Source organism: Tropicibacter naphthalenivorans (assembly GCF_900176475.1).
In the GTDB taxonomy this organism is placed as follows: domain Bacteria; phylum Pseudomonadota; class Alphaproteobacteria; order Rhodobacterales; family Rhodobacteraceae; genus Tropicibacter; species Tropicibacter naphthalenivorans.
On the sequence record NZ_FWXX01000009.1, the window covers coordinates 1 to 25,138 of the forward strand.

Consider the following 25,138-nt stretch of genomic DNA (forward strand, 5'->3'; position numbering starts at 1 on the left):
AAAATACCCTGCCGCCACCCACCAAACCAAGAAAATGCAGATCGCGCAGCGATCTGGTATTTCCTTGGTTTGGTGGTCATAGCGCGAGCAAAACACCCGGTCCCATTCCGAACCCGGCCGTTAAGTGCCGTAGCGCCGATGGTACTGCGTCTTAAGACGTGGGAGAGTAGGTCACCGCCAAACCTAGTAAATACCAAATTATTATCTCTATCACGATCAAAACACCGATCAGGACACAAAACTCCCGCGGGATGGAGCAGCCCGGTAGCTCGTCAGGCTCATAACCTGAAGGTCGTAGGTTCAAATCCTACTCCCGCAACCAGATCTAGCGAACAGCCGTTCAAAACCAAGCCCGCCCCAAAGGCGGGCTTTGCTTTTGTGAGCATCGCCGAGCGCGCGGCGAAAAAACGGGTGAATCCCCGCTTTGGCCTAGGGGATGGTCGTTTCGTGGTGCGTTCCGCAGATGGCGCGGTCCGCGCTGACCACACTATTGTCGGTGAATGCCACCGAACCGGCTGTCGTTTTCGCATCAATTTCGCTCGCACTCACGCCCTGTCCGTGCCGCGCGTCCACAAGTCGCAGATCCGCGCACATAAACGGCGCGACGTCAGGACGGTGCTGCGGAAGCAGAAAAGTGTAAGTGCGGCCGATGATCTTTTTGATGCGGACCAAGACGATCTGCGCATCGGCGCGCGCATTCTGCGCCAGTACGCGCAACCCCTGCGCCACAAACCCTTTCATTTCGAGAACCGTGCCAGAAACGCTCATCACCCGTTGTTCCAATGTTTCCGGCAGATAGGACAACAAGAGGTCAAGAAACTCGGCGGCAAAGACTTCGTGAATGCGCAATCGTTGCGAAAAATGGGTGGCATTGCGCAGCGCCGGCGTGCGCGTTTCGATCAGATCCACAAACCACTCGCCGCTTTCAAGGTCGCGGCGCAGCGTCAGGCCAAGTGACATTTCTTGCTGATCGACGGTGATTTCGGACATCTGTAGCCTCGGAAAAAGATATATCGTTACTTAAACTACAGGTAGAAAATCGAAGTTAAAAAATAGTTACGTGTTGGGCGAAAGTTTGGCAGCGTTCGCCCACGGTTGCGTTACTCGCTGCCAAGCTCTTCGAGAATCTCGAAAGACCCAAAGACGTGGGTGACTTCGCCAGCGTCATTCTTGGCCAGATGGCCCGCGCCATGCACGCGCGCCTTTGTCCCGTTGGGGCGCGTCATGACCTCTTCGTAGTCATAGGGCTTGCCCGCTTGGATCGCCGCACCCAAAAGGGCTTCGACCCGTTCGCGGGTCGGCGCATCAAAGACGGCCAGCCCCATCTCGATGGTGGGCGGCTGGTCAGCGGGATAGCCCAGCACCTCGTAGAGGGACGGGCTCCAATACGGCAGATCATTGGCGATATCGTAGGAATAAAAGCCGATGCCGCGCGCGCGGGCGACGATATTATAATGCCGGATCAACAGGTTGCGGTTCCACTCTTCCGAGGCATTCTTGAGCAGGCCAAACAGGATGATATCGTTGGTTTCCGGGTCCTGCACCGCTTCGCCGATCACATGGGCGACGATGATATCGCCTTTGCCCTGCGGCCCGCGCGGGATGCGCACGTAGTATTCAAAAGCCGACAGGTCCTCGGCGGCTTGGCTGAGGATCTCTTTGATGCGGGCGCGGTCCTTTTCGTCGATGCGGGCAAAGGCGTCGTCCATGCTGATGTTGGTCTCAGGGCCCTCACGCCCGAGGATTTCGCTTAGCTTTTGCGAGGTCTCGGACTGGCCGGTGGTCAGGTTGGTGCGCCAGACGGCATAGTCGGACAGGGCCCGCAGCTTTTCGTTGATTTGCCTGTCACCGGCCATTTCAGAGACCAGGTCGAATTGCAGCACCAGCCCGACCAGCGCGTCGGAGTTCCCAGAGATCGGCATGATCCGCAGTTGGTGCGATTGCAGACTTGAGTCGCGGAACAGGGTGGTGACCGGCTTGCGCTGGACCAGCGCTGTGGAACACAGGCTGACCAGATCGGGCATCCCATAAGGCATATTGACCTGCGACAGGTGGCCAAAGCCGGTGCCCCGTTCGGACAGCGAGAACATGGTCATCGCGGTCTTGGAGGCATAGCGCAGCATCAAGCCCTGATCGACCATCACGGTCGGCGCGGGCATACTGTCGATCAGGCCCATGACCTCGGCGCTGGTGCGTTCCAACTGACCCGAGTTGACCAGCAATTCCTCGTTGACGGTGATCAGCTCTTCGTTGGTGGACTGAAGCTCTTCGTTAGAGGTTTCGAGCTCTTCGTTGGTGGACTGCAGCTCTTCGTTCGAGGATTGCAGTTCCTCGTTCAGCGCTTGCAGTTCCTCGTTCGAGGTCTGCAACTGTTCGATCGTCACCTGAAGCGCGTCGCGGGTGCGGGTCAGCTCGTCTTCGAGATAAGCGACGTAATCGCTTTTTTCTTCGTCGGCGGACGCGGGCTCCTGTCGGAGGCCGGTCTTGAACCCCAAGAGCACCAAGTCCTCGGTGGTTTCTTCGCCCACCGACGTCAGAGGATAGGCAGAGATTCGTGCCTGCTGGCCCTCGGGGCCACCTGAAAGGTCATGCCACTGCCCGTCGCGGGCCTCGCCGTATTTCAGGGCCACCAACGACAGGCTGGCGGCGTCGGACGCCAGAGGCTTGCGGAGCATGGTCAGAGAGGCTTGCCCCAAGGAAACGGCCGTCAGCGCGCAGAACGGCGCGATGTCGCCATACACGCGCAAGATCACCCGTTCGCGGTTGACCAGCACGCCGTTCGTCACGATGCTTTCCGCAAGTCGGTCAAAGTAGCGCCATTCGTTATTGCTGCGCAGCGTGCTGGGGCTAAAGGTTTGGCCCTCGGCGAGGCGCGCGCTTGCAGTGGGCCAGCGGTCCTTTGCGCCCACGGGCATCTGAGTTGAACCCTGCCGGATTTCCTTGCGGTATATCCGGGCGTGCGAAACGGTCTGGGTGAACTGCATGTCGACGGCGCCCAGCGTTTCCGAGGTGCCCAGCATCAACAGACCATTAGGCACAAGGGCATAGGCGGCCCGCGTCAGAACACGTTCTTGCAGCCGGGAATTAAAGTAGATCAGCACGTTGCGCAGGCTGACCAGATCGACGTTGATAAAGGGCGCGTCCTGAAACACGTTGTGCCGCGAGAACATCACAAAGCGCCGCAGCTTTTGTTTGACGATCAGCGAGTCGTCGTTGATGTCAAAGTACTTTTCGACATAGGCCGACGGAATGTCGTTGACGGCCGAGAGCGGGAAGACGCCTTTGCGCCCGCGGTTCAGCGCCGCTTCATCGATGTCGGTGGCAAAGATCTGGATCGCGTCGGGGTCCACCTCGTCCAGCCCGCCCATCGCTTCGGCGGCAAGGATTCCGATGGTATAGGCCTCTTCGCCGGTGGCGCAGCCCGCGACCCAGATCCGCACGGGCGCGTCGGTCTTGCGGTTGGTAATCAGCCGTTTCAGCTCGACGCCCAGCGCCTCGAACTGTTCGGGGTCGCGAAAGAACCGCGTGACCGAGATCAGCAGATCGCCATACAGCGCCTCGACCTCTTCGACCGAGCGGCGGCACAAATCGACGTAATCGTCAAAGTCGTCGATGCCCTTGGCGACCATGCGGCGTTCGATCCGCCGGTGAATGGTGGTGTCCTTGTACTGGCGGAAATCCACCAGCGTATGTGACAGCAGAATGTCAAAGAGGTCTCGGTTCTTGCTGCCGCGTTCGGCCAATTCCTTGATCATCGACAGGTCGCGAGGATGCTCCATGATATGCGACAGATGCGCGCCAATTTGCTGCGGCATCAACACCAGATCAATGCACCCGGTCCGTATGGCGGCGTGCGGCATCGAATCGTATTTGCAGCTTGATGGTTCCTGGGCAATGGTGATGCCCCCGGCCTCGCGGATCGCCTGAATGCCGTAGCTGCCGTCGCTGCCGGTGCCGGACAGGACGATGCCGATGGCGCGCTCGCCGATTTCCTCGGCAAGGCTGATCAGCAGGCGATCCCCCGACGGCTTGGGCGAGGCATAGTGACCCGCCGGTTCGCGCAGCAGGAACGCACCTTCGGCACAGATCACGTCATAGCCCGGAGGCGGGACATAGATCACGTTGGGTTCTGGAAAGGTGCGTTGTTCCAGTTCTTCTACGCGCAGCTTGGTCTCGCGGCTCAGCAGCTGGACCAACATGCTCTTATGTGTCGGGGACATGTGCTGGGTAATGACATAGCAACAGTTCTGGTTCTGCGGCAGGCTGCGCGCCAAAAGGCTGGTCGCCTCCAGCCCACCCGCCGAGGCGACCACGCCCACGATATTCTTGACCGAGCGATTATCGTTGCGGTTCATTTTATCGGAACTGGCCATCCGCGTGCTCCCACTCGCACCAAAGGGTAATTTAGTGTGGCGGACCTTAGCTTGACGCGATCATTGTTTAAAGCGTGCTTTGTAAGACCCAATTCAAAACTAAGACGAATGCGCTTGTGAATCATAGACTACCGCCCAGGTGGCGACGCTTTGTTTTCTGGGCGCAAAAGTTGTCCCGTTAATCAATCGTTAAACAAGTTATCAGACAATGCTAAGGAAGTGTGAATTTATTTGGCTGGCGGCCGGGATGCCTGGGCGCTTCGATCATGTCGACAGCCCGGCTTTTGTTGCGCTTGTCGGTCAAGCTGTGGCGGATTGTATGACGGACCTGAAGCTGACAATCAAACTCAAGCGCGACTTGGACAGCGGGGACTGGTTTGTCGATCGGATCGACGCCAAGCTGGAGCGCATGCAATTCAGCACGCGCTTTACCCCCGCCTATCCGCTGCATCTGGCCTTTCGCCCTGAGGTGGTTGAAACGATGCAGGCGCATTTGCCGATCTACCCCGCCCATTCGGTTGCCGCGATCGATGAGATCCATTTTAGGCAAATGGATCTGAGCCTTCTCGGGGTTCGGGTGATTGCGCAAAAGGCCCTTGCGGGTATGCAGTCTGCGGTCATCAGCGTTTTACACGTGGTTGGATCGGTTCAGAAGATATTGTCTGACCGATTGATCGCAGAGGCAGGGTTTCTGCCAAATCTCTCTACCCAATCTTCGCTGAACGGGTGAGGTGATGGGGCGGTTTTACGGTTGCGGGTCAACGCCTGCCCATATGCAAACCCACGGTGACGTCGTTCCGCGGGACAACGAAGCAGCGGCCTCTGTGACCCGCGCGCACGCAGGCAATGACGCGTGCTTTGCGGTGCTCTCGGCGCAGGGGGAGGTGTTGGAAATCAGCAGCGGATTGCAGCGTCTCTTGGGGGGGATACCCGCGCAGGAGCAAAGCGGGCCGTCACAGATTTTCGGCATTGACGACTGGCATGCCACAAAGGCGCGCATCGCCAAGACGGGGAACGCGGCGTGGGACGTGTGGCTGGTCAACGAGGCGGGCGGAAGGACGGGCTTTCGCATGATTGGCTACGCCATCAACCACCAGGATCAAAGCCGGACGTATTTCCTGTTTTGCCTGCCGCGGCCGGATTTCACCGCCGAGCGAGACACCCTTGTGATGTCTGCTTATGTCGATCCGCTGACCGGGCTGTTCAACCGCCGCTATCTCGAAGAAGCGGCCAAGGACGCCATCGCCGCCAGTGCCGCGCTTGCTTCGCAGGTGGGAATTCTGGTGCTGGATCTCAATGATTTCAAGCGGATCAACGACACCTTCGGCCATGGTGTTGGGGATCGGGTGCTGTCGCGCGTTGCCACGGCCATCGTCGATGCTGTGCCGCTGGATTGCATCGTGTCCCGCTACGGCGGCGACGAATTCGTCATCCTGTGCCAAGACCTGAGCTATCCCGGCGAACTCGCGCAAATCGCCGAGGCGGTCAAACGCGAAGTCTCTGCGCCCATCACCATAGGCAAAGACCAGATCATGCCTTCGGTCAGCGTTGGCTATGCCCGCTATCCCGACAATGGCTGCAACCTGACCGCGCTGATCGACTTTGCCGACCTTGCGATGTTTCAGGACAAGCGCGGCGAGGAGGCGGCAGAGGGTCTGCGTCCGGCGGTCGAAGGGCACGCCATGCAGCAGGCGCTGGTTGACGCCATCAACAATCAAGAGTTCGTCCCCTATTTTCAGCCGGTGATTGACCTTGTTACCGGCCAGATGATCGGGGTCGAGGCGCTGTGCCGCTGGATAAAACCCGATGGCACCATTCTGACCCCGATGAACTTCATTCCGCTCGCCGAACGGCTCAAGCTGATCGGCACCATCGACCATACGATCTTGCAGGCGGTCTGCGCGCTGCACGCCCGCTATCGGTCTGAGTTGCCCGAGGGGTTTCGCTACCATGTCAACTTTTCGGCGGCGAGCTTTTCCGATCCCGAGCGTCTGGACCGGACGCTGGACTGTCTTGATACCTTTGGTCTGCGGCCGCAGCAGTTCCTGATCGAGCTGACCGAAACGGTCGCGCTGGCGCCGGATATGCTCGAAGGTCAGGTCATCGAGCGGTTTCACGCCCATGGGTTCGGGATCGCGCTGGACGATTTTGGCACCGGGTTCTCGTCGATGTCGCTGCTCAAGGAAATTCCGGTCTCACAGATCAAGATTGACCGATCGTTCATCATGGACATCAACGTGTCTGCGCGCTCTCGCGGGATCGTCACGGGGCTGCTGGGGCTGTGTCGCGCGCTTGGCATCGAAAGCGTCGTCGAAGGCGTCGAAGACGCGGAAACCCTTGATGTCATTTCCGATCTTGGGGCCGATTGCGCCCAGGGCTATCTTTTTGGCCAACCCGCGCCGTTTGCCGACGTTCTGACGCGCCATGTGGGGCAGCGGCCGCATCTGTGGGCCTAGGCTTGCCTGCCAAAAAGCCCCTGAAAATCATCCTGTAACCTCCTGAAAAATATAGTCGCGCCGCAATCCGCGCTGGCCCGCTCGTGGTTTGCTACAAAAAATCGTTTGCCATCCGTTCCGACTCAAACCAATATGTAAAATATAATTCCGCATAATGGAATTAAGGGAGGAAACATGAAACTGATTAAGGCCGCCGCTCTGGCGACGCTCATGGCACCTGCAACGCTGGCAAGTGCGGAAACCACGCTGATCCTCGGAGAGGCGGGGCCCAATCGCGGCGCCCGCGCCAATGCGCTCAGCTGGTTTACCGAGCAGGCCACCGATCTGTCCGGTGGCGATCTGCAATTCGATATCCAATGGGGCGGTGCCCTGTTCAAGGCTGGGGCCGCGCTGAACGGCATCGCCGACGGTGTGGCCGATCTGGGCACCGTCATCTCGGTTTATTTCCCGCAAGAGATGGTCGCCTATGGCATCGCGGACCTGCCGCTTCAGAACGACGACGCCTGGGTCGGGATGAAGGCGACGGACGAGTTGATGCGCACCAACGCCAGCATCCAGGCGAACCTCGCGGATATGAACCTTGTCTACATCGGCACCTTCACCACTTCGGCGGTGCATATCGGCTGCAAGGGCGGCGCGATCCGGTCGGTTGCGGACATCGAAGGCAAAAAGGTGCGCGGCGTCGGGGCCTATGGCGACACCTTCAAGGATCTTGGCGCGAACATGGTGCCGATGTCGGTCTATGACGCCTACCAAGGGCTGGATTCGGGCTTGCTCGACTGCTCGCAGGGCTACAGCTACGCCACCGCGGCGCTGAAACAGCACGAGGTGATCGACAGCTATACGCTGCTGAACTGGGGGCAGGTGGGCGCCTTGGGCATCCTGATGAACAAGGACATGTTCGACAGCCTGTCCGAAGCCAACCAGACCGCGCTGCTGACGGCGGGCGAAGGCATGGCGGACGAGCTGGGCCGCCTGATCACCGCCGACAACGACCGCGCCATCGAGACGATGAAGGCCGCCGGCGTCGAGATCATCACCCTTCCGGACGCCGACCGCGAAACGCTGGTCAAGGGCGGTCAGCCTTATGTCGACACTTGGGTGGAGCGGGCCAATGCCGTGGGCCTCGACGGTGCCGCGATGCTGGACGACTACGCCGCGCTCTTGGCGAAATATGCCAAGGAGCGTGACGAACAGGGCTATCCCTGGACGCGCTAAGCGCTTGAAAACCGGGCGATCCCTTGGGTTGCCCGGCCCCTCTTTTTCGCCCAACTCAAGGTAGGTGCTCTTATGCTGAGCCGGATCGAGCGTTTGCTCGTTGACCTCTCTATTTGCGCTGTGCTTGGCCTCGGCTTTGTCATCACGCTGAACGTGGTGCTGCGCGCGCTGTTCAATTCGGGGCTGCCTGACAGCACCGTCATCGTGGCCGAGCTGATGGTCGCCGCCGTGGTGCTGCCGCTGGCCGCCACCACCGCGCAGCGCGCCCATATCGCGGTCGAGTTCGTGGCCAACCGTCTGCCGCGCCGCGTCTCGGATGGGTTGATCGTGTTCGGCTCTGTCTTTGGCTTGTTTGCGCTGTCGCCGCTGATCTGGGCGGGGGCCCGCGAAGCCATCGGGGCCATTGAAAAGGGCTCTTTCTTTTTTGGCGAGCTGATGCTGCCGAAATGGCCCGGACGGGTGATCTTTTTGGTGGGAATGGCGGTGTGCTGGCTGCGGCTGCTGAGCATGGTTGTCACCGATATTGCCACGCTGCGCCGGGGCGAGCCCCTGTCCCAACCGACCGGAGGTCACTGACATGGACGGAACCCTCGTGGGCCTCGTGGCCTTTGCCGCGCTGATCGGCCTGTTGGCCATCCGCGTTCCCATCGCCTTTGCGCTGGCGGGCGTTGCGGCGGTCGGCACCTTTGTGATGTTCGCCTTTCGCACCGGGGCGTTTAACCCTGACCGCGCGTGGCGACCGACGTCGAGCCTTGTGTTCTCGAACAGCTTTGACCTGATCCATAGCTACGATCTGTCGATGATCCCGCTGTTCGTCGCCCTGGGCCATATCGCCTACAAGGCCGAGATCACGACGAAAATCTACCACGCCGCCCGCGTCTGGCTGGCGTCCGTGCCCGGTGGCGTCGCCATGGCCAGCGTGTTCGGCTGCGGCGGCTTTTCCGCCATCACCGGCAGCAGCATCGCCTGCGCCTCGACCATGGGCCGCATCTGCTCGCCCGAGATGTTGCGCATGGGCTATGACAAGCGCCTCGCCACCGCCTCTGTTGCGGCGGGCGGCACGCTGGGAAGCCTGATCCCGCCGTCGGTGCTGTTCATCATCTATGGCATCTTTACCGAGACCTCGATCTCTTCGCTGTTTTTGGCGGGGATCATCCCGGGGCTGATTTCGCTCTTGGGCTTTATCCTTGTAATCTGGCTGTGGGTGAAGCGCGACCCGGCGGCGGCCCCGGCCTATCCCGGCACCATCACCGGGCGCGAGCGGCTGGAGGCGGCGCTGCAAGCCTGGCCTGCGGTCTTGCTGTTCGTCATCATCGTCGGCGGCATCTACGGCGGCATCTTTACCGCGACCGAAGCCGCCGCAGTCTGTGTCTCGGCTGCGCTGCTGATCGGCTTTGCCCAGCGGATGCTGTCCGTGCGCGACGTGATCGACGCGCTGCGCGAGACGGTTGTGCAGACGACCTCGATTTTCGTGATCGCCGCGGGGGCCAAGATCTTTGTCGCCTTTGTGGCGCTGACCGGGGTCGCGGGGGATATCGTCGGCGCGGTGCAAGCCGCCGAGCTGAACGTTGTGCTGCTGATGCTGGCCATCGCCGCGATCTACCTGATCCTTGGCATGTTCCTCGATCCCATCGGGATCATGGTCCTGACCCTGCCTCTGCTGGTGCCGCTGGTCGAAGGCTACGGCCTTGACCTGATCTGGTTCGGCGTCGTGGTGATCAAGCTGCTGGAGATCGGCCTGATTACGCCTCCTGTCGGCCTGAACGTGTTCGTCATCGGCTCGGTCGTCGGCAAGGACGTTCCCATCGACCGCATCTTTTCCGGCATTCTGCGGTTCCTGAGCATCGACATTCTGGTGCTGGTGTTGCTCATGGCCTTTCCAATACTGTCGTTGCTGATCCCGAACTCAATGTGAGAGCCAGCAATGACCGCCCTTCCTGACACCACAGACCGCCGCTTTGCCACCACCCTTGCACGGGGGCTGATGGTGCTGCGCGCCTTTCGCGCCAGCGACGACGGTCTGGGCAACGCCGAGATCGCCGAGCGCACGGGCCTGCCCAAAAGCACCGTCTCGCGGTTGACCTTTACGCTGCGCTCGCTCGGCTACCTGACCCACGCCAAGCGGCACGACCGTTATCGGCCCGGTCCTGCGCTGCTGGCGCTGGGGAACGTGGCGTCGGCCTCGATCAGCTTTGTCGAGGTGGCCAGCCCGATCATGCAGCGCCTCGCGGATGAGACCGGCACGCTGGCGCTGCTGCTGGTGCGCGACAACGCCAAGCTGCTCATCCTGCGCACGTGGCGGCCGCGCGGGGTGTCGTCGCTGTGGCTGGAAACCGGGCATCGCCTGCCGTTCAACGGCACGTCCAGCGGGCACACCATGCTGGCCGCCATGTCCGAAGAGCTGTTCGAGACGACGGTGGCCAACGCGCTGAACGACCGCGGCCTGACGATGGAGCGCGCGGTCGAGGCCCGCCGCAAGGCGTGGGATCAGCTGATCACGCGCGGCTTCGCCATCACTCCGCCGTCCGAATACTTTGCCAGTGACATCCACGCCGTGTCCAAGCCCTTTAACGCCCGCGATTTTGCCGAGCCGGTGGTCTTTACCGCCGGGGCCATGCCCTCTGACCTCAGCATGGAGCGCATGGAAGCCGAAGTCGGCCCGCGCCTGAACGCGGCGGTCATGGACCTTGAACGCCAGATGGGCCAGCCGCCCTCTATGACCCTGAACACCTGACCTTTGAACGGAACGCCTGATATGCCCAACGACCAACCCGTCCGATATGACCGCCACGGCGAGATTGCCGTGATCACCGTCGCCAATCCTCCGGTAAATGCGCTGGGGCTGGCGGTGCGGCAGGGGCTGTGGGCGGCCATGGACCGCTTTGACGCGGATGACGCGCGGATCGCGGTGATCGTGGGTGAAGGCGCGCTGTTCCTAGGCGGGGCGGACATCCGCGAGTTTGGCAAACCGCCTGTTGCGCCGCATTTGCCGGACGTTTGCGACCGGATCGAAGCCGCTGTGAAACCCGTGATCGCGGCGGTGCATGGCCCGGCGCTGGGGGGCGGCTGCGAAGTGGCGCTTGGCGCGCATTACCGGCTTGCGGTGACGGGCGCGCGTTTTGGCTTTCCCGAGGTGCATCTGGGGCTTATCCCCGGCGCGGGCGGCTCGCAGCGGATGCCGCGCCTGACGGGGGTTGCCCCCGCGCTGGAGATGATGTGCAGCGGCGCGCCGATTTCTGCGCCGCGCGCCTTGGAGATCGGTTTGATCGACCGCGTGGCAGAGGGCGACCCGCGCAAGGCTGGCATCGCCTATGCTGGCGAGCTGCTGGCCGAGGGGGCCGGGGTGCGCCGCACGGGCGCTTTGCCGTGCCCTACCCATGACGCCGCCGCCTTTGCCGAGGCGCGCGCGGCCTGGGCCAAGAAAGCCAAGGGGCAGGTCGCGCCGCTTGTGGCCATCGACGCGGTCGAGGCGGCGACCCGGATGGACTTAGCGGAAGGCATCAAGGAAGAGCGCCGCCTGTTCCTTGACCTGATGCAGACGCCGCAGCGGGCGGGCATGATCCACGCGTTCTTCAACGATCGCAAAGTGTCCAAGCTGCCGGAACTTCAGGGGATTTCCCCTCGGCCTTTGGACAGGATTGGCGTGATCGGCGGCGGCACCATGGGCGCGGGCATCGCCACCGCCTGCCTGCTGGCGGGCCTGCCGGTGACCTTGATCGAACGCGACGCGGCCAGCGCCGACAAGGCCCGCGCCACCATCACAGGCAACCTCGACGCCGCCGTTAAACGCGGCAAGCTGAAGGACGCCGCCGCCACCCTTTCGGGCCTGAGCACCGCCACCGACTATGCGGCGCTGTCGGACGTGGATCTGGTGATCGAAGCGGTCTTTGAGGACATGGGCGTCAAGAAAGAGGTCTTCACCCAGCTCGACGCGGTGCTCAAACCCGGCGCGATCCTTGCGACCAACACCTCTTATCTGGACGTGACCGAAATCGCAGCAGCGACCAGCAGGCCGCAGGACGTGATCGGTCTGCATTTCTTCTCGCCCGCGCATGTGATGAAACTGCTCGAAGTCGTGGTCCCCGAAACCACCGCCAAGGACGTGACCGCGACGGCTTTTGCGCTGGCCAAGCGGCTGAAAAAGACCGCCGTCAAGGCTGGCGTCTGCGACGGCTTCATCGGCAACCGCATCCTCGCGACCTATCGCGGGGCGGCGGATCGGATGATCTTGGGGGGCGCCACCCCGTGGGAGATCGACGCCGCGATCAAGGATTTTGGCCTGCCGATGGGGCCGTTTGAAATGGGCGACCTTGCCGGGCTGGACATCGGCTTCATGACGCGCGCCCGCAAGGCCGCGACCCGCGATCCGCGCGACATTGTCCCGATCTGGGCCGACGAGATGTATCACAAGGGCTGGCTAGGGCAGAAAACCGGGCAGGGGTATTACACCTACGAGGGCCGCAAGGGCACGCCGAACGAGGCCGTGATGCCCTTGATCGAAACGGCACGCGAGGGCCGCCCCCAGCAGGCCTTTACCCCCGAGATGATCCAGCGCCGCTACATGGCCGCCATGGTGAACGAGGCGGCCAAGGTCGTGGGCGAAGGCATCGCGGCGCGGCCCTTGGACGTCGACGTGACGCTGCTATACGGCTACGGTTTCCCGCGTTGGCGCGGTGGGCCGATGCTCTGGGCTGACACGGAGGGGCTGCCGGGGCTGTTGGCGGACATCCAAGGCTGGGCCAAGGACGATCCCTACTTCTGGCAACCCGCGCCGCTGCTGGAGCAATTGGTGGCCGAGGGGCGCACTTTCTCGGACCTGAACGAGGCCACGTCATGAGCCGCGCCGTCATCGTTTCCACCGCCCGCACCGCCATTGGTAAGGCCGCCCGCGGCGCGTTCAACCTCACGCACGGTGTGACCCTCGCGGGCCATGTCGCCCGCCACGCGGTGGACCGTGCGAAGGTCGACCCGAGCCTGATCGAGGACAGCATCTGGGGCACCGGCTACCCCGAGCATGTGACCGGCGGTAACCTTGGACGGCAAGCGGTGATCCGCGCGGGCTTGCCTGTCACGGTCGCCGGGACCACGGTAAACCGCTTTTGCGCCAGTGGCTTGCAGGCCATCGCCATGGGCGGCCAAGCGATCAACGAAGGGGCGCGCGCGGTGCTGGTGGGGGGCGTCGAGAGCATCTCTCTGAACCAGCCGACGCCGCGCCACGCCCGCGAGCCGTGGATCGAGGCGCACAAGCCCGACCTCTATATGACCATGATCGACACCGCCGACACGGTCGCCGCGCGCTATGGTGTGACGCGCGAGGCGCAGGATGCTTTGGCCGTCGAGTCTCAGCGCCGCACCGCCGCCGCGCAGGAGGCGGGGCTGTTCGCGGATGAAATCGTGCCGATCGAGGTCATAAAGGCGGTCAAGGACAAGGCGACGGGCGAGGTCTCGCACCAAACGCTGACCCTGACGCAGGACGAATGCAACCGTCCGGGGACGAGCCTCGACAGCCTGTCCGGCCTCAAACCCGTCATGGGCGAGGACAAATTCGTGACGGCGGGCAATGCCTCGCAGCTGTCAGACGGGGCGGCGAGCCTTGTGATGATGCACGAGGACGCCGCCGCTAAGGCAGGCATCGCGCCGCTGGGCCGCTACCTCGGCTTTGCGGTCGCGGGCTGCGCGCCGGACGAGATGGGCATCGGCCCGGTCTTTGCCATCCCGCGCCTGCTGGAACGCCACGGGCTCACGGTGGACGACATCGACCTGTGGGAGCTGAACGAAGCCTTTGCCAGCCAAGTCATCTACTGCCGCGACCGGCTTGGCATCGACGATACGAAACTGAACGTGAACGGCGGCTCGATTTCCATCGGGCATCCGTTTGGCATGACCGGTGCGCGCATGACCGGGCACCTGCTGCTCGAAGGGCGTCGCCGCAAGGCCCGCCTCGGCGTTGTGACCATGTGCGTCGGCGGCGGCCAGGGCGCTGCCGGTCTGTTTGAAATTTACCACTAAGGAGTGCTGCGATGAATCTCGGCTACACCGAAGAGCAAAAGGCGTTCCGCGACGAGGTCCGCGCCTTTTTGAACGACAACCTGCCCAAACGCTTGTCCGATAAGGTCGCGGGCGGCAAGCGCCTGACCAAAGCGGATTACGAGGAGTGGCACGCCATCCTTAACGCGCGCGGCTGGCTTGGGGTGAACTGGCCCACCCAGTACGGCGGCACCGGCTGGGACGCCGTGCAGCGCCATATCTTCGAGGAAGAGACCACCGCCGCGCACGCCCCGCGCATCGTGCCCTTTGGCGTTGCGATGCTGGGTCCGGTGCTCATGGCCTTTGGCTCGGACGCGCAAAAGGCGCATTACCTGCCGCGCATCCTGAATGGCGAAGATTGGTGGTGTCAGGGCTATTCCGAACCCGGCGCGGGGTCCGATCTGGCGAACGTCCAGACCACGGCGGTGCGCGATGGCGACGACTACATCGTCAACGGGCAAAAGACATGGACCACGCTGGGCCAGCACGCCGACTGGATCTTTTGCCTTGTGCGCACCTCGAAGGAAGGCAAGCGGCAGGAGGGGATTTCCTTCCTGTTGATCGACATGAAAACGCCAGGGATTGAGGTCCGCCCCATCGTGCTGATCGACGGGGAACCCGAGGTCAACGAGGTTTGGTTCAAGGACGTGCGCGTGCCCGCCGCGAACCTCGTTGGCGAGGAGAACAAGGGCTGGACCTATGCCAAGTATCTGCTGACCCATGAGCGGACCAATATCGCCGGGGTGGGCTTTGCGCGCGCCGGTCTGGCGTCGCTGAAACGCATCGCTGGCAGCCAGAGCCACAACGGCAAGCCCTTGATCCAGAACCCGTTCTTTGCCGCCAAGGTGGCGCAGGTGGAAATCGACCTGATGGCCATGGCCACCACCAACCTGCGCACCATCGCCGCCGCCGCCAGCGGTCAGGCCCCCGGTGCCGAAAGCTCGATGCTCAAGGTCAAGGGGACCGTCATCCGCCAGCAGATCAACGCGCTGGCGAAACAGGCGGTCGGCCCCTATGCCGCGCCCTTTGTCTCGGAACTGCTGGACGAGGGGACAAACGTGGACCCCGTCGGCCCCGCCGAGGCGATGCCCGCCACGCAGGCGTATTTTAACAACCGTAAACTGTCGATCTACGGCGGCTCCAATGAGGTGCAGCGCGCGATCATTTCCAAGGCCATTCTGGAGCTCTGAGATGCAATTCAAACTGACCGAAGAACGCCAGATGTTGCAGGACGGCCTGCGCCGCTATCTGGCGGACAGCACCGACCACGAGAAAATCGCCGCCGCCACCGATGGCGCCACCGGCTTGGACCACGCGCTGTGGGACGGCCTCGCCGAGATGGGCCTGCCGGGGGCGATGTTCACCGAAGACCAAGGCGGCTTTGGCGGCGAAGGTTTTGACATCATGACCGTGGCCGAGGAACTGGGCCGCGCGGGCTTGCCCACGCCCTTGATTGACAGCGCGCTGCTGTCCGGCACCGTGCTGGCCGAGACGCGGCCCGAACTGACCCAAGACCTCGTGGCGGGCAAGATCGTCGGTTTCGCCCATGCCGAGCCGGGCGCGCGCTATGACCTCGCCCATGTGGCGACCCGCGCGGAAAAGACCGCCGAGGGGTGGACGCTGACCGGCAACAAGGCGATCGTGCAGTTCGCTTTGGCCGCTGACGGCTTTGTGGTCAGCGCGCGGACGTCTGGTGCGACCGACGCAAAGGAGGGCATCAGCCTGTTCCTCGTCCCGCATGAGCATGTCACCTTGCGCGACTACCCGCTGAACGGCGGCGGGCGGGCCGCCGAGATGACGCTGGACGCGACCCTGCCCGAGGATGCCCTGCTGGGCGAGGCGGGCGCGGCCTATGCGCTGATCGAGACCGCCCACGCCCGCGCCATCGCTGGACAATGCGCCGAGGCGCTCGGCCTGATGGAGACGATCAAGGATCTGACCGTCGATTACCTGCGCCAGCGCCGCCAGTTCGGCCAGCCCATCGGCAAGTTTCAGGCTTTGCAGCACCGCATGGCCGATGTGCTGATCGAGATTGAACAGGCGCGCTCTGCCGTCATCAACCTCTGCGGCAACCTCGACACGCCGGAACGCGACCTGCATGTCTCGGCGGCCAAGAACCTGATCGGGCGCGTGGCGCGGCAGGTGGTCGAAGAGTCCATCCAGATGCACGGCGGCATCGGCATGACCATGGAATACGCGCTGGGGCATTTCGCCAAGCGGCTGTCCATGGTCGATCACCGCTTTGGCGATGCGGACACCCATCTGGAACGCTTTATCCACCTCAGCCAGAGCGCCGCATGATCGAACGTATCGAAAATGAAACCGGCGCGCAGCGGACCCTTGGCTACGTGATCGAGATCGGCCACGCCGATGGGGGCGCGCGCTGTATCCTTGATGTGACGGACGCGCACACCAACCGCCACGACGTGCTGCACGGCGGGATTGCGGCGACGCTGCTCGACAATGCCATGGGGGCGACGTCGTCGCTGACGGTGGATGACAGCGGGCGCACGCCCTTTTTGACGATCTCGATGACGACGCAGTTCATGGCCCCGGCGCGGGCAGGGATGCGCGTCACGGCGACGGGGCGGGTGACCGGCGGCGGGCGCTCGATCCTGTTCCTGGAGGCCGTGTTGCGCGCTGAGGACGGGACGGAAATCGCCTCGGCCACCGGGGTGTTCAAGCGGGCCTCCATGGCCAAGGGCGGTGACGCATGACGCGCATTCACGAGCTGATCGACCGCAACGCCGCCCAGCGGCCAGACCGTCCGGCGATCCGCGATTGCGACGGGGCGACGTATACTTGGGCCGAGTACGCGGCGCTTGTGGCCGAGGCTGCGGCGCTGCTGGAAAGCTACGGCGCAGCCCCCGGCGAACGGGTCTTGATCGTCGCGGAAAACTGCCTCGCGCTGCCGGTGTTGATTAACGCCTGCTCGCGGCTTGGGGCTTGGGCCGTGCCGATCAACGCGCGTATGTCCGCCGCCGAGGTCGCCCGGATCAAGGCCCACGCTGCCCCGGTCGTCACCTTTTACTGCGGGCATATCTCGCGCGAGGCGCAGGCCCACGCCGGAGCGGCCCCCGAGGTCGCCACCGCCTTTGGCACGCTTCAGGTCGAGGTCGGCAGCCCCGATCCCGAACGCGTGGACGGCGACCCGGCGATCCTGCTTTATACCACCGGCACCACCGGCGATCCCAAGGGGGTGATGCTGAGCCACGGCAACTTGCTGTTCGCCGCCAAGGCCTCTGCCGATCTGCGCACCCTGACCGAGGCCGACCACGTCTACGGCGCGCTGCCGCTGACCCATGTGTTTGGCGTGGCCTCGATGCTGATGGCCTCGGCCCATGTGGGGGCCATGGTCGAGCTGGTCACGCGCTTTGATCCCGCCAAGCTGTACCAGGCGCTTGTGAACGGTGCGAATGTCCTGCCCGCCGTGCCGCAGATGCACGCGCTGCTGATGGCCCACGCGGAAAAGACCGGGATTTCCCGGCTGGAGGGCGCGCGGCTGCGCTATGTCTCGTCCGGGGCGGCGCCGCTTGATCCCGCGTGGAAGCGCAAGGCCGAGGCGTTTTACGGCATCGCGCTGCAAAACGGCTATGGCATGACCGAAAGCACCGCCGGCGTGTCCGGCACCCGCAACGCCATTGGCGATCCTGACATCTCGGTCGGCCCGCCCTTGCCGGGGGTCGAGGTGGCGCTGGATCATAGCCTTGGGGCGGACGCGGATGTGGGCGAAGTCCTCACGAAAGGTCCGCATGTGATGCTGGGCTATTTCCGCAACCCGCAAGCGACGGCGCAGACGGTGCAGGACGGCTGGCTGCGGACGGGCGATCTGGGGCGGATCGACGAGGCGGGCCGCCTGCATATCGTCGGGCGCGCCAAGGAGCTGATCATCCGGGGCGGCTTTAACGTCTACCCGCCCGAGGTCGAAGCGGCGCTGAACGATCACCCGGATATTGTCCAGACGGCGGTGATAGGCCGCGCTGCGAACGGCGATGAAGACATCCTCGCCTTTGCGGTGCCGCGCGCGCCGGGGGTGGTTTCCGCCAGCGATCTCAAGGCTTTCGCCGCCGAGCGGCTGACCGGCTACAAGCGGCCCACCCATGTGTTCATCGTCGATGCGCTGCCCGCTGCGGCCACAGGCAAGATCCTCAAGCACCGGCTGCTGACGCATTTCGCTGATCTGGTGCAGGGCTGACCGCGCCGCAGGCAGGTGGGCCGCCTTTGGCCCGCCGCGCCTCTACAGTGGGCTTTGGGCCTAAGCGTCCGCCAAGGCGCGGCGGTCGATCTTGCCGGTGCTGGCCATGGGCAGGCGCCTGGGCTGAGGCAGAGGAGGAAGGGCGCGCTGGGCGGACCGGAACGTCAGCTGTCTTGCGCGACGAAAACCTGCGTGCCCCATCCCTCGCAATCGCGTGCCAGCTTGGGCGGCAGGGGCGCGTCGGTGTAGAATTCGTCGATCTGAGACAGTGACGCGATCCGCGCCGGGGCGCTGCGCGAGAACTTGGAGTGGTCCGCCACGAGAAACACCCGCCGCGCGTGATCAAGGATCGTCTGACTGACGGCGACCTCTTGAATGTCAAAGTCCAGCAAATCGCCGTCCTGATCCAGCGCAGAGCAGCCAATCACCGCGAGGTCAAACTTGAACTTGCGGATCGTGTCGGCGGCCAGATTGCCGATCAAGCCGCCATCGGCCCGCCGCAACTGCCCGCCGGTGACAATCACCTGCGCGGATGGGTTCGCCAGCAGGATATTGGCGACGTTCACGTTGTTCGTCACCACCATCAGGTTCTGATGGTGCAGCAGCTCATGGGCCACCGCCTCTGTGCTGGTGCCAAGGTTGAGGAACAGCGAAATATCCGACGGAATCCGCGCTGCGCAGGCCCGCGCGATGGCGGTCTTGGCCTCTGGATATAGAACCTGGCGTTCCTCGTAGCCGATGTTGGTGGTCCCCGAGGGCAGCACCGCGCCGCCGTGCACGCGGTCCAGCTGGCCCGAATCTGCAAGCTCTGTCAGGTCGCGGCGGATCGTTTGCAGCGTCACGCCAAAGTGCGCGGCCAGATCCTCGACCACGACCTTTCCCTCACGGCGGGCAATTTCGAGGATCTCCGTATGGCGAAAATTCAAGGACATGGGCTGCATTCGTTTTGGGTCACTTGTGTTCGGATTACGCGAATCCGAACAAAATGAACAGAAAACAATGGTCTTATGGTCGCTTTTTGCACCGCAGCATCGCGGTTTCAGCGACAATTTGTCACAAAATATCTATTGAATTCAGAGCAATACCAGAAAGCGAACCAAATCGAACACATTGAGCTTGCGAAAATGCGCGTTAATGGGCAGTTTGCACTCTAACTTGAGACGCCAAGGGGAGAGGGCGCATGAACGCGGGAGCGCCGGACCAGACATCCGGGACAGGGACATCCGACATTGTCGATCTGTTCGTCATCGGCGGCGGCATCAACGGATGCGGCATCGCCCGAGACGCGGCGGGGCGCGGGCTGTCCGTAACGCTGGCCGAGATGAACGACCTTGGCTGGGCCACGTCCTCTTCGTCGACCAAGCTGTTCCACGGCGGTTTGCGCTATCTCGAATACTTTGAATTCCGCCTCGTGCGCGAAGCGTTGATCGAGCGTGAAACCCTGCTGCGCGCCATGCCGCATATCAGCTGGCCCATGCGCTTCGTGCTGCCTTATCACGCCTCGATGCGGTTTGACTCCGATACGCCGACCTCGCGTTTGCTGGGCGTCTTTATGCCGTGGATGAAGGGGCGGCGGCCCGCGTGGCTGATCCGGCTGGGGCTGTTCATGTATGACCACCTGGGCGGGCGCAAGATTTTGCCAGCCACCTCTACGGTGTCCTTAAATGGCACCCGCGAAGGTGCGCCGTTGCAGGAACACTTTGAAAAGGCTTACGAATACTCCGATTGCTGGGTCGAGGATTCGCGTCTGGTGGTGCTGAACGCCCGCGACGCCGAGGCGCGCGGCGCGACCATCATGACCCGCACCAAGGTGCAAAGCGCCGCCCGCGTCGGCGACATCTGGGAAATCCAGACCGAGGATCGCGAAACGGGTCTGCGGCGCACGCACCGCGCGCGGATGCTGGTGAACGCGGGCGGCCCTTGGGTCGGCGAGATCATCCAAGGCACCGTTCGGATCAACTCGACCGAAGGCGTGCGCCTCGTGCGCGGCTCGCACATCGTGACCAAGCGGCTGTACGATCACGACAAGTGCTATTTCTTCCAAGGCACCGATGGGCGCATCATCTTTGCCATTCCCTACGAGACCGATTTCACCCTGATCGGCACCACCGACGCCGAGCACAGTGACCCGTCGGTCCGGCCCGAATGCACCCCGGAAGAGCGCGACTATTTGCTGAACTTCGCCAACCAGTACTTTGCGCAGAGCCTGACCAAGGATGACGTGGTCTGGACCTATTCCGGCGTGCGCCCGCTGTATGACGACGGCGCCAGCAGCGCCACGGCGGCGACGCGCGACTATACGCTCAAGGTGGATGCCAACGGCGCGCCGATCCTCAATGTCTTTGGCGGCAAGATCACCACCTATCGCCGTCTGGCGGAAAGTGCGCTGGAAAAGATCGCCGAGCAGCTGGGCCATGTCGCAGAGCCCTGGACCGCGGGTGTGGCGCTGCCCGGCGGCGATTTCCCGGTGAACGGCGTCGCCCCGCTCGCCGCCAAGTTGAAAAAGACGTACGGTTTTCTGACGGATCGCTGGGCGCTGCGCCTTGTCCGGGCCTATGGTAGCGAAGCGGCGGCGATTCTGGGCAATGCCCAGAGCGCGGCTGATCTGGGTCAGGACTTTGGCGCGACTCTCACCGAGGCAGAGGTGCGCTGGCTCATGGCGCATGAATACGCGCGGGTAACCGACGACGTGCTATGGCGCCGCAGCAAGCTGGGCTTGCGCCTGACAGAGGCCGAGGTGGCCAAGCTGGCGGCCTTTATGGAAACACACCGCGGGGCACTGGCCGCGGAATGAACGAACGACACCGCGCCGCAGCGGTGAAAAGGGGAGGAACACGGGTGACGCTTGAATTGAAAGCGGTCTCGAAGGTTGTTGACGGGCAGGTGCATATCCACCCGACCGACCTCGTGCTGGAAAAGGGAACGATGAACGTCCTGCTGGGGCCGACGTCTTCGGGGAAGACCTCGTTGATGCGCTTGATGGCCGGGCTGGACGTGCCCAATGCGGGTCAGGTGTTCTGGCAGGGGCAGGACGTGACGGGGATGCGTGTGCAGGACCGCAAGGTGGCGATGGTCTACCAGCAGTTCATCAATTATCCCTCAATGACGGTCTACGACAACATCGCCTCGCCGATGAAGCTGATGGGCGTGTCGGCGCAGGAAATCGACGCCCGCGTGCGCGAGACCGCCGAGCTGATGCAGCTGACGCCGATGCTGGATCGCAAACCGCTGGAATTGTCCGGCGGGCAACAGCAGCGCTGCGCGCTGGCGCGGGCCTTGGTCAAGAACGCCGGGCTGGTGCTGCTGGACGAGCCGCTGGCGAACCTCGATTACAAGCTGCGCGAAGAGCTGCGGGTCGAGATCCCCAAGATCTTTGAAAAATCCGGCTCGATCTTTGTCTACGCCACCACAGAGCCCGAAGAAGCGCTGCTGCTGGGGGGCAATGTGGCCACCCTGCACGACGGGTGCGTCACCCAGTTCGGCCCCACCCCCGAGGTCTACCGCCAACCGGTGGATGCTACGACCGCGCGGGTGTTCAGCGATCCGCCGATGAACTTTTTGCCGATCTCGAAAACCGGCACCAAGATCATGTTCGGCAAGGGCCAATCCGCCCCTGCGACCGGCGCGCTCGCGGCGCTGCCCGATGGGCGCTACACCGCAGGGTTCCGCCCCAACCACGTCGAGATCGGCAAACACGCGGCGGATGCGGTGGAATTCACCACCACGCTGACCGTGACCGAGCTGACCGGGTCCGAAACCTTTGTGCACCTCGACCACGAGGGCGAGCGCTGGGTCGGTCTGATCCACGGCGTGCATGATCTGGCGATCGGTGAGGCGCTTAAGGTCTATCTGGACCCGCGCCATGTCTACATCTTTGCCGAGGACGGCGCGCTGGTGGCGCCCGCGTCCTATGCGCTGGCGGCTTGAGGGGGGATCATGGCCAAGATTACACTGGATAACCTTGCGCATTCCTACCTGCCGAACCCGGCCAGCGAGGATGACTTTGCGCTCAAGGAGCTGAACCACGATTGGGTCGACGGCGAAGCCTATGCGCTGCTCGGCTCTTCGGGCTGTGGCAAGTCCACGCTGCTCAATATCATTTCGGGGCTGCTGCACCCGTCGCAGGGGCGTATCCTGTTTGACGGCAAGGATGTGACTCACGCGCCCACCGCGGAACGCAACATCGCGCAGGTGTTCCAGTTCCCGGTGGTCTACGACACGATGACCGTGCACGACAACCTGGCCTTCCCGCTGCGCAACCGGGGCCGGGACGAGACCTACGTGGCCGAGCGCGTTCAGGAAATCGCCCGTATGATCGGCATGGAGGACATGCTGCACCGCAAGGCGCGCGGTCTGGGCGCGGACCAAAAGCAAAAGATCAGCCTCGGGCGGGGCATGGTGCGCAAGGACGTGAACGCGCTGTTGTTCGATGAGCCCCTGACGGTGATCGACCCCCACATGAAGTGGGAGCTGCGCACCCAGCTGAAGAAGCTGCACCACGACTTTGGCCACACCATGATCTACGTGACGCACGACCAGACCGAGGCGCTGACCTTTGCCGACAAGGTGGTGGTGATGTACGACGGCCGCGTGGTGCAGATCGGCACCCCCGAAGAGCTGTTCGAGCGCCCCGAGCACACCTTTGTCGGCTATTTCATCGGCTCGCCGGGGATGAACGTCATTCCCGCCAAGGTGGACGGCAACCGGGCCTATATCGACGGCACAGAGCTGACCCTGGCCCAGGGGTACGGCCCGCTTGATGGCAAGGTCGAGATCGGCGTGCGCCCCGAGTTCGCCCGCCTGTCCCAGACCGAAGGTCTGCCGGTGCGCGTGCGCCGGGTCGAAGACGTGGGCCGCCACAAGATCATTCGCGCCGAGTTCTTTGGTCAGGACATCAACATCATCGCCGGCGAAGACGACCGCATCAGCGCCGACATGAACCGCGTCAGCTTTGATGCGGCGCACGTCAATGTCTACGCCAATGATTGGTTGGTGCGGGGGGCAGCGTGATGATGGCGAAACCCGACATGACCCCTCAGCAAAAGATGGAATGGCAGATCCGCATGTTGGATCGCCTCTATGACGCCGCCACGCGCGCACCCGCCAAGTCAGAGGACAAGTGATGGAAAAGACAGTCAATCAAAAGGCGTGGTTCCTTGTGCTGCCGGTGCTGATCCTCGTGGCCTTTTCGGCGGTGATCCCGCTGATGACCGTGGTGAACTATTCGGTGCAGGACACCTTTGGGAACAACCAGTTCTTTTGGGCGGGCCTTGAATGGTTCGAAGAAATGCTGAGCGATGAACGCATGTGGAACGCGCTGCAACGGCAGTTGATGTTCTCGGCGATCATCCTTGCCATTGAAATTCCGCTGGGCATCTACGTGGCGCTGCACATGCCCAAATCCGGGTTTTGGTCGTCCTTTTGCCTTGTGGTGATGTCCCTGCCGCTGCTGATCCCGTGGAACGTGGTGGGCACGATCTGGCAGATCTTTGGCCGCGTGGACATTGGCCTGCTGGGCTATACGCTCGACGCGCTGGGCATCGATTACAACTATACGCAAGACGTGTTTGCCGCCTGGGTGACGATCATCGTCATGGACGTCTGGCACTGGACGTCGCTGGTGGCGCTCTTGGCCTTTGCCGGGCTGAAGTCGATCCCCGACGCCTATTACCAAGCGGCCAAGATTGACCAGGCGTCGCGCTGGAAGGTGTTCCGCTTTATCGAGCTGCCCAAGATGATGGGCGTTCTGATGATCGCTATCCTGCTGCGCTTTATGGACAGTTTCATGATCTACACAGAGCCGTTCGTCGTCACCGGCGGTGGCCCCGGCAACGCCACGACGCTGCTGTCCATCGACCTCGTCAAGATGGCGCTGGGGCAGTTCGATCTGGGTCCGGCGGCGGCGTTCTCGCTGATGTATTTCCTCGTTATCCTGTTGATTTCATGGGTATTCTACACCGTGATGGTAAACCTCGACAAAAAGGGCATGTGACGTGACTGACGCGACAACTCCCGACACCCTGACCGCTGGCGGGGCGACCCCCCGCCGCCGGATCAAGGTCAACACCTCGGCCATCGTCATGGGCCTGTACCTGCTGTTCCTGATGCTGCCGCTCTACTGGCTGCTGAACATGAGCCTGAAGACCAACACAGAGATCCTCAACGATTTCACCTTGTTCCCGCGCGATCTGACCTTTGCCAATTATGCCACGATCCTCACCGATCCGGCGTGGTACATGGGCTACGTGAACTCGCTGATCTACGTGGTGATGAACACGGTGATCTCGCTTCTGGTTGCGCTGCCCGCGGCCTACGCCTTCTCGCGCTATCACTTCATGGGCGACAAGCACCTGTTCTTTTGGCTGCTGACCAACCGTATGGCGCCGCCCGCCGTCTTTGCGCTGCCGTTCTTTCAGCTCTATTCCTCGGTCGGCCTGTTCGACACGCATATCGCGGTGGCTCTGGCGCACTGTCTGTTCAACGTGCCGCTGGCGGTGTGGATCCTCGAAGGCTTCATGCGTGGCGTGCCGAAAGAGATCGACGAGACGGCCTATATCGACGGCTATTCGTTCGGGAAGTTCTTCGTAAAGATCTTTATGCCCCTGATTGCGAGCGGCATCGGCGTCGCGGCCTTCTTCTGCTTTATGTTCTCGTGGGTTGAGCTGCTGCTGTCGCGGACGCTGACCACGGTGGACGCCAAGCCCATCGCCGCGATCATGACCCGCACCCAAGGCGCGTCGGGCATCGACTGGGGTGTTCTGGCGGCGGCAGGGGTGCTGACCATCGTGCCGGGGGCTTTGGTGATCTATTTCGTGCGCAACTACATCGCCAAGGGCTTTGCCCTGGGCCGCGTCTAAGGGAGGTCTGAT

20 protein-coding genes, 1 tRNA gene and 1 rRNA gene are annotated in these 25,138 nt (G+C 62.8%); 19 read left to right on the plus strand and 3 right to left on the minus strand.

The window, feature by feature from the left end:
* Positions 1–68: 68 nt before the first annotated feature.
* Together rrf and B9A11_RS16305 are read left to right on the plus strand one after the other, a co-directional pair.
* Positions 69–183: ribosomal RNA gene (gene rrf, locus B9A11_RS16300) — 5S ribosomal RNA — on the plus strand.
* A gap of 62 nt (positions 184–245) precedes the next feature.
* Positions 246–322, plus strand: a tRNA-Met gene (locus B9A11_RS16305).
* 107 nt (positions 323–429) lie between these two features.
* On the opposite strand, the gene B9A11_RS16310 is transcribed toward B9A11_RS16305, so the two are convergent.
* A complete protein-coding gene (locus B9A11_RS16310; protein WP_058248994.1) occupies positions 430–990 on the minus strand; it encodes a hypothetical protein in 561 nt (186 codons plus the stop codon).
* Positions 991–1,100: 110 nt separating this feature from the next.
* Positions 1,101–4,373: a chemotaxis protein CheB gene (locus B9A11_RS16315; RefSeq protein WP_058248993.1), complete on the minus strand. Its 3,273-nt coding sequence runs from the start codon at positions 4,371–4,373 to the stop codon at positions 1,101–1,103.
* Between the two features lie 319 nt (positions 4,374–4,692).
* On the opposite strand from B9A11_RS16315, the gene B9A11_RS16320 reads away from it, so the two are divergent.
* The 12 genes from B9A11_RS16320 (at position 4,693) to B9A11_RS16375 (ending at position 18,269) form a co-directional block, all read left to right on the plus strand.
* Positions 4,693–5,103 carry a hypothetical protein gene (locus B9A11_RS16320; RefSeq protein ID WP_143595909.1) on the plus strand — a complete coding sequence of 137 codons (411 nt, stop codon included), beginning with the start codon at positions 4,693–4,695 and terminating at the stop codon, positions 5,101–5,103.
* 94 nt (positions 5,104–5,197) lie between these two features.
* The gene (locus B9A11_RS16325) at positions 5,198–6,829 is read left to right on the plus strand and encodes a putative bifunctional diguanylate cyclase/phosphodiesterase (RefSeq protein ID WP_186009223.1); all 1,632 of its coding nucleotides are present in this window, start codon (positions 5,198–5,200) and stop codon (positions 6,827–6,829) included.
* 174 nt (positions 6,830–7,003) lie between these two features.
* Positions 7,004–8,047: a C4-dicarboxylate TRAP transporter substrate-binding protein gene (locus B9A11_RS16330; RefSeq protein ID WP_058248990.1), complete on the plus strand. Its 1,044-nt coding sequence runs from the start codon at positions 7,004–7,006 to the stop codon at positions 8,045–8,047.
* Positions 8,048–8,119: 72 nt separating this feature from the next.
* Positions 8,120–8,623: a TRAP transporter small permease gene (locus B9A11_RS16335; RefSeq protein WP_058248989.1), complete on the plus strand. Its 504-nt coding sequence runs from the start codon at positions 8,120–8,122 to the stop codon at positions 8,621–8,623.
* A gap of 1 nt (position 8,624) precedes the next feature.
* Positions 8,625–9,962, plus strand: coding sequence for a TRAP transporter large permease (locus B9A11_RS16340; protein WP_058248988.1), 1,338 nt, complete (start codon positions 8,625–8,627; stop codon positions 9,960–9,962).
* 9 nt (positions 9,963–9,971) lie between these two features.
* A complete protein-coding gene (locus tag B9A11_RS16345; RefSeq protein WP_058248987.1) occupies positions 9,972–10,781 on the plus strand; it encodes an IclR family transcriptional regulator in 810 nt (269 codons plus the stop codon).
* A 21-nt stretch (positions 10,782–10,802) separates the two neighbouring features.
* Positions 10,803–12,884 carry a 3-hydroxyacyl-CoA dehydrogenase NAD-binding domain-containing protein gene (locus tag B9A11_RS16350; RefSeq protein ID WP_058248986.1) on the plus strand — a complete coding sequence of 694 codons (2,082 nt, stop codon included), beginning with the start codon at positions 10,803–10,805 and terminating at the stop codon, positions 12,882–12,884.
* Positions 12,881–14,056: an acetyl-CoA C-acyltransferase gene (locus B9A11_RS16355; RefSeq protein WP_058248985.1), complete on the plus strand. Its 1,176-nt coding sequence runs from the start codon at positions 12,881–12,883 to the stop codon at positions 14,054–14,056. The genes B9A11_RS16350 and B9A11_RS16355 overlap by 4 nt, the downstream gene beginning before the upstream one ends.
* An 11-nt stretch (positions 14,057–14,067) precedes the next feature.
* A complete protein-coding gene (locus B9A11_RS16360) occupies positions 14,068–15,264 on the plus strand; it encodes an acyl-CoA dehydrogenase family protein (protein ID WP_058248984.1) in 1,197 nt (398 codons plus the stop codon).
* Position 15,265: 1 nt separating this feature from the next.
* Positions 15,266–16,375, plus strand: a complete 1,110-nt coding sequence (locus B9A11_RS16365) for an acyl-CoA dehydrogenase family protein (protein WP_058248983.1) — start codon at positions 15,266–15,268, stop codon at positions 16,373–16,375.
* Positions 16,372–16,791 (plus strand): PaaI family thioesterase, encoded by a 420-nt coding sequence (locus B9A11_RS16370; protein WP_058248982.1) that lies wholly within the window; start codon positions 16,372–16,374, stop codon positions 16,789–16,791. The genes B9A11_RS16365 and B9A11_RS16370 overlap by 4 nt, the downstream gene beginning before the upstream one ends.
* Positions 16,788–18,269, plus strand: a complete 1,482-nt coding sequence (locus B9A11_RS16375) for a class I adenylate-forming enzyme family protein (protein WP_058248981.1) — start codon at positions 16,788–16,790, stop codon at positions 18,267–18,269. Before B9A11_RS16370 ends, B9A11_RS16375 begins: the two co-directional genes overlap by 4 nt.
* Before the next feature lie 164 nt (positions 18,270–18,433).
* Here B9A11_RS16375 and B9A11_RS16380 read toward each other — a convergent pair whose 3' ends face one another.
* A complete protein-coding gene (locus B9A11_RS16380) occupies positions 18,434–19,201 on the minus strand; it encodes a DeoR/GlpR family DNA-binding transcription regulator (RefSeq protein ID WP_058248980.1) in 768 nt (255 codons plus the stop codon).
* 248 nt (positions 19,202–19,449) lie between these two features.
* Between B9A11_RS16380 and glpD the strand changes: the two genes are divergently transcribed.
* From glpD to B9A11_RS16405, 5 genes are all read left to right on the plus strand, one after another.
* Positions 19,450–21,063 carry a glycerol-3-phosphate dehydrogenase gene (glpD, locus tag B9A11_RS16385; protein WP_058248979.1) on the plus strand — a complete coding sequence of 538 codons (1,614 nt, stop codon included), beginning with the start codon at positions 19,450–19,452 and terminating at the stop codon, positions 21,061–21,063.
* Between the two features lie 44 nt (positions 21,064–21,107).
* Entirely contained in the window at positions 21,108–22,196 is a 1,089-nt protein-coding gene (locus tag B9A11_RS16390) for an ABC transporter ATP-binding protein (RefSeq protein ID WP_058248978.1), read from the plus strand.
* A gap of 9 nt (positions 22,197–22,205) precedes the next feature.
* Positions 22,206–23,279, plus strand: coding sequence for an ABC transporter ATP-binding protein (locus tag B9A11_RS16395; RefSeq protein WP_058248977.1), 1,074 nt, complete (start codon positions 22,206–22,208; stop codon positions 23,277–23,279).
* Between the two features lie 112 nt (positions 23,280–23,391).
* Positions 23,392–24,261, plus strand: a complete 870-nt coding sequence (locus tag B9A11_RS16400; RefSeq protein WP_058248976.1) for a carbohydrate ABC transporter permease — start codon at positions 23,392–23,394, stop codon at positions 24,259–24,261.
* Between the two features lies 1 nt (position 24,262).
* Positions 24,263–25,126: a carbohydrate ABC transporter permease gene (locus tag B9A11_RS16405; protein WP_058248975.1), complete on the plus strand. Its 864-nt coding sequence runs from the start codon at positions 24,263–24,265 to the stop codon at positions 25,124–25,126.
* Positions 25,127–25,138: the final 12 nt, after the last annotated feature.